Genomic DNA, 14,706 nt, shown 5'->3' on the forward strand with positions numbered 1-14,706 from the left:
TTGTAATTGTTCGATTATTTTCATAATAGTAGACCTTTTACTTTACATACCAATATATCATAACAGCCCTAACTTCGTAACTGATCGAAATAAAAAAAGTGCAAGAAGAATACCCCTATTCTTCTCACACTTTTTACTATTATCACAGTTATTAAAGCGTTTACAAATTATTTCAAAATAATTAGTAAATCCATTGATTCATTAATTTTGAGTAGTCTACTAATTCTTCTTCCTTAAAGAAAATAGCAATCTCGCGTTCTGCACTTTCTAAAGAATCCGAACCGTGGATAATGTTTTTCGCAACAGTTACACCGAAATCTCCACGAATTGTTCCAGGAGCAGCTTCATGTGGTCGTGTTTTACCCATCATATTGCGTGCTGTATCTACTACACCTTCACCTTGCCATACCATTGCGAATACAGGACCAGATGTAATAAAGTCTACTAATTCACCAAAGAAAGGTCTTTCTTTATGCTCACCGTAGTGTTGTTCAGCAATTTCCGGAGTAACTTGCATTAATTTTGCACCAACTAATTGAAAGCCCTTTTTCTCAAAACGAGCTACAATTTCCCCAATGAAGGCACGTTGTACACCGTCTGGTTTTACCATTAGAAATGTTTTTTCCATAAAAAATCTCTCCACTTCTGAATTATGTATGTAATTGTATATCCCCACACACATATTAACACCCTTATCACAATTGCGCAATAGTTTTGAAATAGAGAGATTATTTTATTTTTTAGACAAAACACTAAAATTTTCGTTTTCCAATATACTTTGCGACATTTTGCAACGCATACTTCGCCTGTCCACGAGGGAGTGGTTTTATTATTTCTAATGCTTTATGTAAATAACGTTCACTAAACGAAAATGCTTTATCAATAGCTTCGCTCGCTTTAATATCATCAATAATTTCTTTCATTTCACTTGCTGTTGTATTTTCATGCACAGATGTAATTTTTTGACGAAGAACTGGATCTTCCATGGCATACAAAACAGGTAATGTAATGTTACCTTGTAATAAATCACCACCAGCAGGCTTTCCAAGCTTCTCTTCTGTCGATACGAAATCTAAAATATCATCAATAATTTGATAAGACATACCAACAAAATATCCGTACCAAAATAGACGATTTACAGTATCACGATTAGCACCAGCAGCAATCGCTCCCAACTGACAACTTGCGGCGATTAACAATGCTGTTTTTCGTTTTATCCTTCTTAAATACGTTCTTAAATTTTGATCATAGTTATACTTATCTTTAATTTGTTCGATTTCACCTTTACAAACTTCTAAAATTGTATGAGACAACGCTTGATGTGCATCTGGAATTTCTATATTTGTTATACATTCAAGAGACTTCGCAAACAAGTAGTCTCCTGTATACATTGCAATACGATCTCCCCATTTCGCATTCACTGTTGCGCTACCGCGTCGTAAAAACGCAGCATCAATAACATCATCGTGAACAAGCGAAGCCATATGAATTAGTTCTAATGCAACCGCAACATGCTTAATTGCATCTAACTTATAATCCCCAAATTTCCCTGCAAGCAAAACAAAAACAGGGCGAATCCGCTTCCCACCTGCTTCAATAAGCTGTAATGCCGCTTCTTCTACTAACGGCTGCTCAGAAGCAACTGTCTTCTTCAATTCTTTTTCTATAACATTAATATCCGATCGTAAAAAAGAGTACATAAGTTGTAACTTCATATTGTTCACCTTAACCTAAAACGTCTTTTTTCTATTTTCTATTTTGATTCTGGTTTAATACCTAAATGCATAGCTGCTACACCAAAAGTAAATGGTTTCACTTGCACATTCTTAAGCCCAGCTTCTTCAAACATACGTGCTAACTCTTTCATCCCTGGGAATGTACTAGCAGATTCCTGAAGCCATGAATATTCTTTATAACTTTTCGCAAACATCTTTCCAAATAACGGCATGATATATTTAAAGTATAAGACATATCCTTGACGAAAACCTATCATCGTTGGTTGAGATGTTTCCAGGCAAATTACTTTTCCACCAGGCTTTACTACACGCGTCATTTCTTTTAATACTTGCATGTAATCCGGAACGTTACGTAACCCAAAACCAATCGTTACATAATCAAACGTATTATCTTCATAAGGAAGTTCCATTGCATTTCCATGCATAAGTTCTACTTGCTTTAATTCTAAAGCTTCTACCTTTTGTTTACCGACAGCTAGCATATTTTCGCTAAAGTCTAAACCGTAAACCTTCCCATCTTCACCTACAGCTCCCGCTAGTGCAATTGTCCAATCTGCCGTCCCGCAGCATACGTCAAGTGCCTTACTCCCGGGTTTCACATCCATAATTCGCATCGTTTCTTTGCGCCATGCCTTATGCCTTTGAAAACTAATTACAGAATTCATCACATCGTATTTATCAGAAATTTTCTCAAATACGTCATGTACTCTTTCTTCTTTTGATTGTTGCATGCTCGTACCTTCTTCCAATGTAAAGTTGCTTATGTCCTTGATTTATCTCTTAACATAGAAATTATCTCATTAACTTCTGTATGATTCTCTAAAAAATTTTCTTCTTGCTTTCTCATTTCCATAAGCCATTCATTAATAACTGTTTCCAAATTTTTATCATCATCCAATGAGATTTTTTGGACTGCTTGAAAAACAGGTGAATTTTGTTTATCAGCATACAATTGACACTCTTTTTGAAGACGATTTTTTCCTAACACATAAGTTATATATGGTTTCCAATTAGATAACTGAAAATGATCACATGTTTTTTGCAAAAGCGCAGATTCAATTATTACTACACTTTCCATTATGTCTTGAATCGTCACATGTGCTTTTTGATACAGCATAATTTTATGTTCATTAATCTCCTTAATTCCTTCAGCAAGTGCACGAATTAAGATAATATCACAATTCATTGACAATAAGTAATAGTATAGACCACTATAATAATCCCCTGCAAGAACTGTCAATTGACGACGCTTATGGAATCCACTCGTCTCTTCGTTTGCTTTATTTGATACTTTTTCATGTGTATCAAGAGCAATTTGTACAAGCATAATCGTTACGACATAATGATCAATTTGTTCTTTATGTATATTTGCACTTTTTAATGCACCGTATAACAGCGCTATTTTTTCTTCATCAATAAATGGTTCTTCAATATAGTTTATAAAATAAGGATGGCGTAATTTCTCCATCAATTTCTCTTTAATACCCGCATACCCTCCGTAGATGTCACACACAAAAAATCACCCTTGTTTTCTAATTCATAAAATTTATTATAACACATACATTCTATTTTCTATAATCAAAACTTGGCTACTTCTGCCAAACTGCCACCGAATAAAGCCTCAACTTTTATTCATACAAGTTATCTTCGTCTCTAACAACTACAAACATTCATTTACACAAAAGGCAGAAGTAATTTTCAACCTTTATATTCTTGCTCTTTAACATTAAAACTATATCATTTTTTTGTATATAAAAAAAAGAAAAGCAGTTTCCCGCTCTTCTTTAATTCGTCTTAATAAACGATAAAATTTCACTACGTGCTGCTGCATCATTTTCTAACACGCCGCGCACTGCAGTCGTTACTGTTTTCGCACCAGGCTTTTTCACACCACGCATCGTCATACACATATGCTCTGCTTCTACTACTACCATTACACCATGCGGCTCTAGTACTTCCATAATAGAGTTAGCTACTGTTGATGTAATACGTTCTTGTAGTTGCGGACGACGCGCAATTGTGTCTACAGTACGAGCTAATTTACTTAGTCCCGTTACTTTTCCACCTTGCGGAATATATGCAACGTGAGCAACTCCATAAAACGGAACAAGATGATGCTCACACATCGAATAGAATGGTATATCTTTTACTAGCACAAGCTCTTCGTGGTCTTCTCCGAATACTTTGTGTAAATGCTCTTTCGGATCCTCATGCATTCCTGAGAATACTTCTGCGTACATTTTCGCAACACGTTTCGGTGTATCAAGTACTCCCTCGCGATTTGGGTCATCTCCGATTGCCTCTAAAATAAGACGTACTGCATGTTCAATTTGTTCTAAATTAACTTTTGCCATCCGCTAGCCCTCCCGAAAAACCTAAAAGTGATACGAACACATTCTAGCATATTTATGTTTTTAAAAGCAAAAAGAAGAGTTTCCAAAAAGGAAACTCTTCTTCCCTGTTAATATGTAAGGATTATTTAACCGCATCTTTTAACGCTTTACCAGGTTTGAATGCAGGTACTTTACTTGCAGCGATTTCAATCTCCTCACCTGTTTGTGGGTTACGACCTTTACGAGCCGCACGCTCACGAACTTCGAAGTTACCGAATCCGATTAGTTGTACTTTATCACCTTGTTTTAAAGCTTCTAAGATAGAATCAAAAACAGCGTCCACTGCTTTTGTTGCGTCCTTTTTAGAAAGGGAACTTGCTTCTGCAACAGCATTGATTAAATCTGTCTTGTTCATGCCATTCACCTCCTCCCAAAGATAAGACTGTATAATGATCATAAAATGAGTCTTACTTTCATTTGTAGGCAATTTTTACAAATTCTATACTACAAAGATGTAGATAAATCATTATCAACGCCTATATTATACGATTCTCCTTTATAATTCAATATTTTTAAGGAAATTGTTACTCTAAAAATGTGAAATTCTGATGAAACTTGACAATTTACAACAAAATATTAGATAATGACTGTTTATTTTTCTATTACGTACTCAAAAAGAAAAAAATCCCTCTGCAATTAGAGGGATTTTTTTCTTATAATATAATCGCAATTAATCCGCCAGATCCTTCATTAATAATTCTTTCTAGCGTTTCTTTTAATTTATAACGAGCGTTTTCTGGCATTAGAGATAACTTCGCTTGAATTCCTTCTCTAACAATAGAGCTAAGAGAGCGCCCAAATATATCAGAATTCCAAATTGATAGCGGGTCATCTTCAAAATCTTGCATCAAGTAACGAACTAGTTCTTCACTTTGTTTTTCAGTACCGATAATTGGTTCAAATGTTGATTCTACATCCACTTTAATCATATGAATAGACGGCGCAACCGCTTTTAATTTAACACCGAACCTTGAGCCGTGACGAATAATTTCCGGTTCATCTAAGCTCATATCAGCTAATGCAGGCGCTGCTACTCCATATCCGGTTTGTTTTACCATCCGCAGGGCATCCGCCACTTGGTCATACTCTGTTTTCGCATGAGATAAATCGAGCATAAGCTTTAATAAATGATCTTTCCCTCGAATCTCTACTCCTACTACTTCTTTTAAAATTTGATCATACAATTCATCTGGCGCATATAAATCAATCTCTGCCACACCTTGCCCCATATCGATGCCAGCTAGACTTGCTCGATCAATAAATTCATATTGACTAAACTGCCAAACGACACGGTCCACATCACGAAGACGTTTTATATCCTTTACAGTCTCTTGAACCGCTTCCTGATAACTTTGGCGTAACCAATGCCCTTCATTTAGCACCATTACCCAGCTCGGAAGGTTTACATTCACTTCTAAAACCGGGAACTCGAATAATGCTTCTCGCAGTACGTTATACACATCTGTTTCTCTTAAACTCTCTACACTCATCGCAATTACTGGGATATCATATTCTTCTGATAAACTTTGACGTAACTGCTCCGTATCTGGATGGTATGGCTGTACAGTATTGATAATCATAATGAAAGGCTTTCCTACTTCTTTTAACTCATTTACAACGCGTTCTTCTGCCTCTATATAATCTCTTCTTGGAATTTCACCAATTGTTCCATCTGTTGTAATAACGACGCCAATTGTTGAATGCTCTTGAATTACTTTACGTGTTCCGATTTCTGCAGCTTCATGGAATGGAATAGGCTCTTCATACCAAGGAGTATTAATCATGCGCGGACCATTCTCATCTTCATAGCCTTTTGCTCCTGGAACCGTATATCCAACACAATCTACTAATCGAATATTCACTTCAAGACCTTCATCTACTTCGATAGAAACCGCTTGGTTTGGAACAAACTTCGGTTCCGTCGTCATTATTGTACGACCAGCAGCACTTTGAGGCAGTTCATCCTGCGCTCTTTGACGGTCTGACTCATTTTCAATATTGGGAATAACAACAAGTTCCATAAATTTTTTAATAAATGTTGATTTCCCTGTTCGAACAGCTCCTACAACTCCAAAATAAATATCACCGCCTGTGCGTTCCGCAATATCTTTAAAAATATCTACCTTTTCCAAGTGATTCCCTCCCTCAATATTTTTGGGAATAATTCCACGTTTATAGTCAACTAATACCTTCTCTAATGTTGCCTATAATATCTGATATAATATAATGGTATTCTAGAAGTTCGGACAATATATCATATAATTTTGTCCAATTTCATATGACTATTTAAAAATACCTTTTGTTTGCATCGCAAGTTGTATAACATAAAAAACCTTTCTTCTAGAACTTATTCACTAAAAGAAAGGTTCATGACTTATGATTTCAAAAAAATTGGTTCTCCATTTTTTACTGTGTACGGCAAAGAATATGCAGGAACAAACGGGGAATCCTTCGATAGTATACTCCGGATATCTTCACCTTCTTTAAATTGTCCTTCATTTTTTTTCAACGCTTCATATAAGTCGATTCTATAATCAACAAACAATTCTCCTTTTTCATTAATTACAAGAGGGAGACCTTTTCCTGAGTACGGACTTGTCACTTGTGGTACATCTTTATATCCTAGTTTTTTGAAGTCTAATTCATAAACACCATCTGTGATCACTTTTTTAAAAGGTGGATATTGATGTTCATCACGATACATTCTTAGCTTCAATGCCACTTCTTGAATTTGTTCCGCCATTCTCACATCAATTAACTTTACTGTCGGATTTTTTTCAACATCTATTAATACATATTGATATACTCCACCACTTTCATACGCATTCCCTGGTGCCTCTTGTATGTACCTTGGAGCAATTTTTTGAAAATCAATTGGATACTTCTGATAAATCGGCGTACTCATATCACGCGTCTTAATTGGTAATAAACCATCCGTTTGCTCCTTATATGTATTAATGGCTTTTTGTACAACTTGCAACTGGTCTTCATAAGGAATAGCACTTTGTTTCATATTTTCTCTTGGATACATACACCCTGTTAAAATGCTCATGCAACAAAATATTAAAATAATATGGATTTTTTTCACTGACAATCACCTTTTCATGCTAGTATGGACTGTTGCTTTTGTAACATTTACCGACTACACATCCTTTATTGCTCAATAGGGCCACTAAATACAACAAGGAAAATAACAATTCCCGATACAATCATGAGGGTGTACGCTACTAAAGCTGTAATCCCTTTCAAAAATTTATTCTTCATTTTATGCCTACTCAATAAAATAAAACTTACTGCAAGAAACATAAATCCAATTGCCCCTAAAGCAAACCACATTTTCATAAGCCCTTCCGACATATATACACCCCTTTACTTTCAATCTATTTTTATACTATTTTAACAAATTAAAATCTTTAAACAAATAAAAATCATCATTTTTCCGTGAATTGATGATTTTTATTTAAAATAATAAAACCGAAGCACGAAATGATGCGCTTCGGTTGACCAAATATGCCCTTAACAGCTCTATTCCCATTCTTTCATAACTATCATATGCATTCTCTAAACTCTTTGTTTCTCATAATTTATTTTTTAAACATTTTACTTAACGAACCAAAATCCGCCGGCATATTATTGTTAATAATCGCTTTTACAATTTGATCCTCTTGCTCTTTCGGCACTTCGCGTCCTGCCATTAGAGCAACTTGATGAATCAATTGGCGAAGCACTGTCTCATCACGTAAGTTCGCATTTTGAACAGACGACGCTAATTTAAAAATATCTTCTTTGTTCACTTTCGCTTCTTTTTCAATGTTATTAAAAATGTTGTTATCCATTCTTTTCACCCTCTCCTCAAGTTACTCTTCATCCTATGCAGAGATGAAAAATTGGTGAAAAGACCCATAAAAAATAAAAAACGGTAGAAGTACGAAATGTACTTCTACCGTTTTCTTTATAACAAATCAGGTATCGCTTCAACTTCATGTTTTCGAACACGTCCCATCAATGAGCCTACTGCATCTTTCACATTATTCCCATTGAACAGCACGTCATATAAAGCAGCTGTAATCGGCATTTCAACTTCCATTTTCTCTGCCAATTCATGAGCAGCTTTCGTTGTTCTTACACCTTCTACAACCATACCCATACTTTCTAGCACTTCTTCTAAAGAGTGCCCTTTTCCAAGCATATTTCCAGCGCGCCAATTTCGGCTATGCACACTTGTACAAGTTACAATTAAGTCTCCCATACCAGTTAGACCAGCAAACGTTAACGGATTTCCGCCCATTTTTCTTCCTAAACGAGCAATCTCTGTTAAACCACGTGTCATTAATGCCGCTTTCGCATTATCACCTAATCCAAGCCCGTCAGATATCCCCGCAGCTAGTGCAATAATATTTTTTAAAGCACCACCAAGTTCAACTCCAACGATATCTGGGTTTGTATATACACGGAAATAGCTATTCATAAACAAATCTTGTACTCCCTCAGCCGCTTCCATACGCTTTGCTGCAGACGTAACAGTTGTCGCTTGACGCAATCCAACTTCTTCAGCGTGACTCGGCCCAGATAGTACAACAACATCCTTAATCAAGCTCTCTGGAATTTCTTCCTCAATCACTTCCGAAATACGTTTTGACGTACCTGGTTCGATTCCTTTACTTGCATGAATCCAAGTAATTGGCTCTGTAACAATTTCTTTCATCTCTTGCAATACGTCTCGGTACGCTTTCGTCGGTACTACTAGCAGTACTGTATTTACATCTACTAATGCTTCTTCTAAAGAAGAGTAGGCTACGATTGTGCTTGGCAATGTAATCCCTGGAAGATATCTACTGTTCTCACGCTTCGTATTAATTTCATTCATGAGTTCAGGACGGTTTCCCCAAATACGTACATCATGCCCATTGTCAGCTAATACCATCGCTAACGCTGTTCCCCAGCTACCTGCTCCTATTACTGTGATTTTTGTCATAAAATCACATCCTCTCCATTAGTCTCTTGCTCTAGCGATAATGTGAATCGGCGTTCCTACAAAACCGAACGCTTCACGTAAACGGTTCTTTAAGAAGCGCTCATATGAAAAGTGCATTAATTCTGTATCGTTTACAAATATAACAAATGTTGGTGGTTTTACCGCAACTTGTGTCGCATAGAAGATTTTCAGACGGCTACCATTATGTGTCGGCGTTGGATTCATCGCTACCGCATCCATAATTACATCATTTAATACATTCGTTTGTACACGGATGCTATGGCTTTCATTTACCTCATTGATAACCGGTAATAACGTTTGTGTACGCTTTTTCGTTTTCGCAGATAAGAATACAATCGGTGCATACTCTAAAAATTGGAAATGAGCACGGATGTTTTCTTCAAATGCTTTCATTGTTTTTTCATCTTTTTTCACTGCATCCCATTTGTTTACAACGATAATAACAGCTCGTCCTGAATCATGAGCATATCCAGCGATTTTTTTATCTTGCTCAATAATTCCTTCTTCTCCGTCTAAAACGACTAAAACAACGTCAGAACGTTCAATCGCTCTAAGTGCACGAAGTACACTATACTTTTCTGTACTTTCGTATACTTTCCCTTTTTTACGCATACCAGCTGTATCGATGATTACATAATCTTGATCATCTTTACTATATGGTGTATCAACAGCATCACGTGTCGTTCCCGCTATATTACTTACAATTACACGTTCTTGACCAAGAAGTGCATTTACAAGTGATGATTTCCCTACGTTTGGACGTCCAATTAAAGAGAAACGGATTGTTTCATCGTCATACGCTTCTTCTTCAATCTTTGGAAAATGATTTGCAGCTTCATCTAACAAATCACCAAGTCCTAAACCGTGTGTACCTGAAATCGGGAATGGCTCGCCAAATCCTAATGCATAAAAATCATAAATATCACTACGCATGTCTGGATTATCAACCTTATTTACCGCAAGTACAATTGGTTTTTTAGAACGGTATAAAATTTTAGCAACTTCTTCATCTGCTGCAGTTACACCATCGCGACCATTCGTCATAAAAATGATAACATCTGCTTCATCAATCGCTACTTCCGCCTGTTGACGAATTTGTGTCAAGAACGGCTCGTCTCCAATATCAATTCCACCTGTATCAATAATGTTAAACTCATGATTTAACCATTCTCCCGCACTATAAATACGGTCTCGCGTTATACCTGGTATATCTTCTACGATTGAAACTCTTTCTCCAACAATTCTATTGAAAATAGTAGATTTCCCTACGTTCGGGCGGCCTACTATCGCTATTACTGGTTTCGGCATATACTTTCATCCTTTCAACTTGCTTCTGTTTATTATGTAAAAAACCCTTCTTTGTGCAAGAAGGGATTTGCATTCCAGAATATTTCTCAACGTATCAAAACACCTCACATTATACCACACGTTACTAATGTTTCACAATAATATATACATTATCTTGTAAGCGATGTGCAATACCATCTAAAATAGCCTCTAAATTATTTGCAACAAATTCCAGTTCCTCTGTCGACTCGCAAATAAATAAAGGGGCACCACCTGCAAATTTCTCTGGCGTTGTTGTAATGACTGCGAGAATAACACTTTCTAACATCATCTCTTATCTCCCCTTCCTTTCGGAGCTTCTGATGACATATGAACAGCACTCTCTAATGTTGGTACATTTCCGATTACCCCTATCGCTTTTTCTGCATCTTGATCTTGCGGCAGAACAAAAATCCCAACTCTCCCATCCTCTAAATCACGCTTCGCTAACGGTACAAGTGCCGGCGTTCCAGAATCTCTATATATTCCTAAAGCAACCGAAACATCATGTAAAATAGCTTGCCGTTGTCCTAAGTTTGAGATTGTAACCATCGCATCTATCGATTTCGGTTTTAAAATAAATCCCATTCCATATTTCATAATTTCTTCTTGCCTTGCTGGCAATCCAATATTCATAATGTAAATATTATCAATATAAAGTCCCGCTCCTTCAAAACGAAGTGGAACGTGCTCTATTTCTACAAGGTCATGAAGTCTTTTACCTGACATTAATTTTTTCGCAATGAAAAAACTTACTATACCAGTAATTACCCCGGCAATCCATGAATCGAATCCTATATACGCAAACGTTGTTACAAACGACGTTAACATCGCCAAGTAGTTACGACTTTCAAATACTAATGCAATTCCTTCAATGTATGTATTACCACGTGGTACGAGCTCATATCCATCTAATTGTTGAAGCGTATTTCTTTCCATATTGCGCACATCACGAAATTGCGTCGCTGCTAACGTAAGAAATGTAATTGCAGAGAAATCTTTTTTCAAAACAGACGGAATCGCAATTGCTCCTAAGGCAGCCGCAATTAATCCCATCGCGATATGAATAATTTTCCCGTGAAGCCTCGTCGGATATTGCCTCGTATCGGTACGAAGCATTAACAACCTAGTTATTGTACCTGCAATTACGCCACATAAAATAGCTGGTGTATATTCAGTCATGTATTACCCTCGCCTTTCTTTTACGTGTTTTCCTCTTAAATTGCTCCATATATACCGATGCCTTTGTAATCCAAAGTAAAATCGCCATAAATAAAGTGGAAACAGCAGCAACATCTAAAAAAGCTAAACTGCCGTATTCATAAGGAAAATGTAATTTACGAAAAATCAGCGTCACCAATAATTCTCCTTGTAACATCCCTATATATAAGGAGCATAATCGTAATATGCGATCCCCGTGCAATAAAACCGATGCATACACAAGTGCACCACTTAACAGCAACAACCTATCAACCACAATCCAAATTGGATCATATACTTCTAACAAATGAAAGCTTGTATATAACATTGCAATAATAAGTGCCGAAAGTAAGGTATATAATTTTTTCCAAATAGAATATAACGCGATACCTACAAAAGAAATAATACAAAGCAAAAGGGCATTTACCGATATTGTGAAAGAAGCAATCGTCACATTTAACGGAGAACAAATAATAAAAATTAATATACAAGCACTTATCTTCCAACGAATAGATTCCTTTTTCATAAAAAAGGTCACGACAATCCACCCTATCCAAGCAACAAAATAAAAAGTACTCCCATCCATCATTTCACCTCCTATGATTTCCATTATGGGAACTTTTTATGAAAGTTAATCCTCCTTTTCTTTGTGCATAGTTTTTCTCATAACAGCAAAACTTTTAATAAGGAGGTGTAACTCACAATGGGTAAAGATCGCCAAGAACGAAAGCTAAGAGAATCACGCCGCGTTGAATCTGATCGCGACCAATCACTTCAATATCCCGGTGCAACAAGTCTTGATACACCGGAGCAAGCTCGAAAGCAGAATCAGCATTAAATAAAGTGAAACTTCAGTGGGGATTATTAGCCCACACCAATCAAGCTGCCCTCAAATAGGCAATACAAAAAGACGGTTTCGATATTGTACGAAACCGTCTTTTTACACAATTATTTTATTTATTTCTACTCATAATATAATTCTTTTGTTTTCGCATTATAAACCCTATCACTCAACGAGGCATCACTCGTAACTACACCTGTTGGTTTTTTAGAATATGTAATAACATAATACGTATGTAGAGAAGGATCTTTACTCTTTACCTCTACACGTACATAATCCATCTCTCCTATCTCATTTAACTTTCGCTCAACCTCTTTTTTCGCACCTACAATATCTTCTTTTTCTCCTTTAATTTCCCTACTCACAATGGTATTTCCTTGATCAGAAAGTAATACTACTTCAGCATTACTTAAACTCGCTTCATTTGGTATATTAAAATAATAAATTACATACGAATCTTCCGATGGATTTTTGTCTTCTCCTAATTCCCTTGGCAAAATTAGTGCTTCTATTCCACTTCCTGCATTCACCGTTGGATTCCTATACAATTTATTCCCGACTGCGATTGCAATATTCGCCGTTTTAATTGCTGATTGCGCTGTTGTTGAACTAGAATCTCCTTCTCTTACATTTGAAGTTAATGAAATTTCAACCTTTTTATTATATCCAGAAACCGCTGTATCTTCTCTTATATTTCGTGCATGGATGTTAAAATATTCACTATTATATGTAATGCGTCCTATTGAATTTTTACTATTTGAAGATACATTATCTCCTTTTTTATTAACATCCTCATCCCCAAAATTATCGTAAATTTTCCCTTGTTTCTTTTGACTCTTAAATAGCAATCTCTTATCTTGTTTTATCGCTAACCAGCTATATAGAGAGGAATACTTTCTTACTTTTGCCATGTTTCTCTCCACAAACATGGCAAAAGTGAGAATCCTCCAATAATTCAGCAACATATTTTCTACATTTCTTCATTTTTATAACCCCTTTTTTTTCAATTTTAGCTTTTCTGTATGATATTTATATATACTTTTATCATAATGTAAACTCTCTCTTTTTTCCATTTATAGAATTATATAGAATGATAACTTCTCGCCTTCCCTCTTCATTTTACGAAAATAAAACGCAAAAAAATCAACCGGATGGTTGATTTTTTATCGCCTACTATAATGTGCAGTGTCAATCCCTCGCTGCGCTAACCAATGGTACGTTTCACCTTTTACAACAAGAGGTACAGATTGTAACTCTTCTATCGTCTTCACGCCAAGAGCTGTCATAATAAATTTTAAATCTGTATGTAAAAGATCAATTTCATCCACTAAATTCTCAACACCATCTTGCATTAAAATACGTAAAAAGTATCCAGCAAACGCAGTTGTATTAGCCCCTAATGCGATTGCCTTCGCCACGTCAAGTGCTGTTTGTATACCCCCAGATGCAATAAAAGAGAGGTTATTATTTGTAGAGGTTGCTTCAATAATCGAGGTAGCTGTTTGTATGCCCCAGTTATTAAAATAAGAAAGCATTCGCTGTCTTCTTTCATTTTCAACAGCAGCAAAATTCGTACCACCTTGTCCGCCAATATCAATTGCTGTTATACCTATATTCGCTAACTGTTGTACTGTTTCCTTACTCATTCCAAAACCGACTTCTTTTACGATGACAGGTACTTTACTTTTTAAAACTATTTTCTCAATCCGCTGAAGTACACCAGTAAAATCACGGTCTCCTTCTGGCATCGTTAACTCCTGTATGACATTTAAATGAATTTGCAGTGCATTCGCCTCAATCATATCAACGGCACGCTCTGCCTGTTCGACAGTTGCCTCACTTCCTAAGTTTGCGAAAAAAATCCCATTCGGATTTACTTTCCTAACAACTTTATACGAAGCCGCTTCACTTTCATCTTTTAAAGCTGCCATTTGCGAACCTACAGCCATAGCAAGGTTATGATGTTTCGCTACATATGCTAATTGCTCATTAATATGTAATGTTTGCTCTCCTCCACCACCAGTCATCGCATTGATAAAAATCGGCGAACTTAGTGAAAGTTCGCCGATTTTTGTTTCACATGTTATAGTGTCATAACTTGAATTTGGCAAGCTTTGATGCACAAAATCAATATCATGAAAGCCATGCGTACGAGACTGACCAGTAGAAAGAGCATATTCAATATGATCTAATTTACGTTTTGCCCTTACCACT

18 protein-coding genes are annotated in these 14,706 nt (G+C 36.2%); 1 reads left to right on the plus strand and 17 read right to left on the minus strand.

The genetic code is table 11. The features are described from left to right. Positions 1-181 precede the first annotated feature (181 nt). The 15 genes from ndk to B5P40_RS05755 form a co-directional block, all read right to left on the minus strand. The gene (gene ndk / locus B5P40_RS05685; RefSeq protein WP_000415879.1) at positions 182-628 is read right to left on the minus strand and encodes a nucleoside-diphosphate kinase; all 447 of its coding nucleotides are present in this window, start codon (positions 626-628) and stop codon (positions 182-184) included. Positions 629-752: 124 nt separating this feature from the next. Continuing rightward, complete coding sequence (hepT, locus tag B5P40_RS05690) at positions 753-1,715, minus strand: heptaprenyl diphosphate synthase component II (protein ID WP_002011823.1); 963 nt, start codon at positions 1,713-1,715, stop codon at positions 753-755. Positions 1,716-1,753: 38 nt separating this feature from the next. After that, a complete protein-coding gene (gene menG / locus B5P40_RS05695) occupies positions 1,754-2,467 on the minus strand; it encodes a 2-heptaprenyl-1,4-naphthoquinone methyltransferase (RefSeq protein WP_002086620.1) in 714 nt (237 codons plus the stop codon). Between the two features lie 29 nt (positions 2,468-2,496). Next, positions 2,497-3,249 carry a heptaprenyl diphosphate synthase component 1 gene (locus B5P40_RS05700; RefSeq protein ID WP_002030763.1) on the minus strand — a complete coding sequence of 251 codons (753 nt, stop codon included), beginning with the start codon at positions 3,247-3,249 and terminating at the stop codon, positions 2,497-2,499. Between the two features lie 271 nt (positions 3,250-3,520). Continuing rightward, on the minus strand, positions 3,521-4,090 hold the full coding sequence (gene folE, locus B5P40_RS05705; protein ID WP_002011819.1) for a GTP cyclohydrolase I FolE: 570 nt from the start codon (positions 4,088-4,090) through the stop codon (positions 3,521-3,523). A gap of 121 nt (positions 4,091-4,211) precedes the next feature. After that, the gene (locus B5P40_RS05710; RefSeq protein ID WP_001043860.1) at positions 4,212-4,484 is read right to left on the minus strand and encodes an HU family DNA-binding protein; all 273 of its coding nucleotides are present in this window, start codon (positions 4,482-4,484) and stop codon (positions 4,212-4,214) included. 298 nt (positions 4,485-4,782) lie between these two features. Next, positions 4,783-6,261 carry a stage IV sporulation protein A gene (gene spoIVA, locus B5P40_RS05715; protein WP_000416521.1) on the minus strand — a complete coding sequence of 493 codons (1,479 nt, stop codon included), beginning with the start codon at positions 6,259-6,261 and terminating at the stop codon, positions 4,783-4,785. A gap of 242 nt (positions 6,262-6,503) precedes the next feature. Next, positions 6,504-7,217 (minus strand): hypothetical protein, encoded by a 714-nt coding sequence (locus B5P40_RS05720; RefSeq protein WP_002126422.1) that lies wholly within the window; start codon positions 7,215-7,217, stop codon positions 6,504-6,506. Positions 7,218-7,282: 65 nt separating this feature from the next. Next, positions 7,283-7,486, minus strand: a complete 204-nt coding sequence (locus B5P40_RS05725; protein ID WP_002011815.1) for a DUF2768 domain-containing protein — start codon at positions 7,484-7,486, stop codon at positions 7,283-7,285. Between the two features lie 227 nt (positions 7,487-7,713). After that, positions 7,714-7,965, minus strand: a complete 252-nt coding sequence (locus B5P40_RS05730) for a stage VI sporulation protein F (RefSeq protein ID WP_000369753.1) — start codon at positions 7,963-7,965, stop codon at positions 7,714-7,716. Positions 7,966-8,081: 116 nt separating this feature from the next. Beyond that, a complete protein-coding gene (locus tag B5P40_RS05735) occupies positions 8,082-9,104 on the minus strand; it encodes an NAD(P)H-dependent glycerol-3-phosphate dehydrogenase (protein ID WP_002011813.1) in 1,023 nt (340 codons plus the stop codon). An 18-nt stretch (positions 9,105-9,122) separates the two neighbouring features. Beyond that, complete coding sequence (gene der / locus B5P40_RS05740) at positions 9,123-10,433, minus strand: ribosome biogenesis GTPase Der (RefSeq protein WP_002011811.1); 1,311 nt, start codon at positions 10,431-10,433, stop codon at positions 9,123-9,125. A 124-nt stretch (positions 10,434-10,557) separates the two neighbouring features. After that, positions 10,558-10,743 carry a capping complex subunit for YIEGIA gene (locus B5P40_RS05745; RefSeq protein WP_002086624.1) on the minus strand — a complete coding sequence of 62 codons (186 nt, stop codon included), beginning with the start codon at positions 10,741-10,743 and terminating at the stop codon, positions 10,558-10,560. Further along, positions 10,740-11,633 (minus strand): YIEGIA family protein, encoded by an 894-nt coding sequence (locus tag B5P40_RS05750; protein ID WP_002086625.1) that lies wholly within the window; start codon positions 11,631-11,633, stop codon positions 10,740-10,742. The genes B5P40_RS05745 and B5P40_RS05750 overlap by 4 nt, the downstream gene beginning before the upstream one ends. After that, positions 11,626-12,237 (minus strand): YphA family membrane protein, encoded by a 612-nt coding sequence (locus B5P40_RS05755; RefSeq protein WP_002086626.1) that lies wholly within the window; start codon positions 12,235-12,237, stop codon positions 11,626-11,628. The genes B5P40_RS05750 and B5P40_RS05755 overlap by 8 nt, the downstream gene beginning before the upstream one ends. Positions 12,238-12,354: 117 nt before the next feature. On the opposite strand from B5P40_RS05755, the gene B5P40_RS05760 reads away from it, so the two are divergent. Further along, complete coding sequence (locus B5P40_RS05760) at positions 12,355-12,489, plus strand: YpzI family protein (RefSeq protein ID WP_000513901.1); 135 nt, start codon at positions 12,355-12,357, stop codon at positions 12,487-12,489. Positions 12,490-12,614: 125 nt separating this feature from the next. Here B5P40_RS05760 and B5P40_RS05765 read toward each other — a convergent pair whose 3' ends face one another. Then, entirely contained in the window at positions 12,615-13,403 is a 789-nt protein-coding gene (locus tag B5P40_RS05765; protein WP_002193202.1) for a hypothetical protein, read from the minus strand. Positions 13,404-13,655: 252 nt separating this feature from the next. Beyond that, positions 13,656-14,705 carry a type 2 isopentenyl-diphosphate Delta-isomerase gene (locus tag B5P40_RS05775; protein WP_002011801.1) on the minus strand — a complete coding sequence of 350 codons (1,050 nt, stop codon included), beginning with the start codon at positions 14,703-14,705 and terminating at the stop codon, positions 13,656-13,658. Position 14,706 lies beyond the last annotated feature (1 nt).

Origin of the sequence: Bacillus sp. SRB_8 (genome assembly GCF_003264205.1) — a bacterium.
GTDB classification, from domain to species: Bacteria; Bacillota; Bacilli; order Bacillales; family Bacillaceae_G; genus Bacillus_A; species Bacillus_A mycoides.

What these genes read in the sequence shown, in the direction of transcription:
- ndk (WP_000415879.1), bottom strand. Translation starts at nt 628, where the DNA reads ATGGAAAAAACATTTCTAATGGTAAAACCAGACGGTGTACAACGTGCC.
- hepT (WP_002011823.1), bottom strand. Translation starts at nt 1,715, where the DNA reads ATGAAGTTACAACTTATGTACTCTTTTTTACGATCGGATATTAATGTT.
- menG (WP_002086620.1), bottom strand. Translation starts at nt 2,467, where the DNA reads ATGCAACAATCAAAAGAAGAAAGAGTACATGACGTATTTGAGAAAATT.
- folE (WP_002011819.1), bottom strand. Translation starts at nt 4,090, where the DNA reads ATGGCAAAAGTTAATTTAGAACAAATTGAACATGCAGTACGTCTTATT.
- B5P40_RS05710 (WP_001043860.1), bottom strand. Translation starts at nt 4,484, where the DNA reads ATGAACAAGACAGATTTAATCAATGCTGTTGCAGAAGCAAGTTCCCTT.
- B5P40_RS05725 (WP_002011815.1), bottom strand. Translation starts at nt 7,486, where the DNA reads ATGTCGGAAGGGCTTATGAAAATGTGGTTTGCTTTAGGGGCAATTGGA.
- B5P40_RS05730 (WP_000369753.1), bottom strand. Translation starts at nt 7,965, where the DNA reads ATGGATAACAACATTTTTAATAACATTGAAAAAGAAGCGAAAGTGAAC.
- B5P40_RS05735 (WP_002011813.1), bottom strand. Translation starts at nt 9,104, where the DNA reads ATGACAAAAATCACAGTAATAGGAGCAGGTAGCTGGGGAACAGCGTTA.
- der (WP_002011811.1), bottom strand. Translation starts at nt 10,433, where the DNA reads ATGCCGAAACCAGTAATAGCGATAGTAGGCCGCCCGAACGTAGGGAAA.
- B5P40_RS05745 (WP_002086624.1), bottom strand. Translation starts at nt 10,743, where the DNA reads ATGATGTTAGAAAGTGTTATTCTCGCAGTCATTACAACAACGCCAGAG.
- B5P40_RS05750 (WP_002086625.1), bottom strand. Translation starts at nt 11,633, where the DNA reads ATGACTGAATATACACCAGCTATTTTATGTGGCGTAATTGCAGGTACA.
- B5P40_RS05755 (WP_002086626.1), bottom strand. Translation starts at nt 12,237, where the DNA reads ATGGATGGGAGTACTTTTTATTTTGTTGCTTGGATAGGGTGGATTGTC.
- B5P40_RS05760 (WP_000513901.1), top strand. Translation starts at nt 12,355, where the DNA reads ATGGGTAAAGATCGCCAAGAACGAAAGCTAAGAGAATCACGCCGCGTT.
- B5P40_RS05765 (WP_002193202.1), bottom strand. Translation starts at nt 13,403, where the DNA reads ATGGCAAAAGTAAGAAAGTATTCCTCTCTATATAGCTGGTTAGCGATA.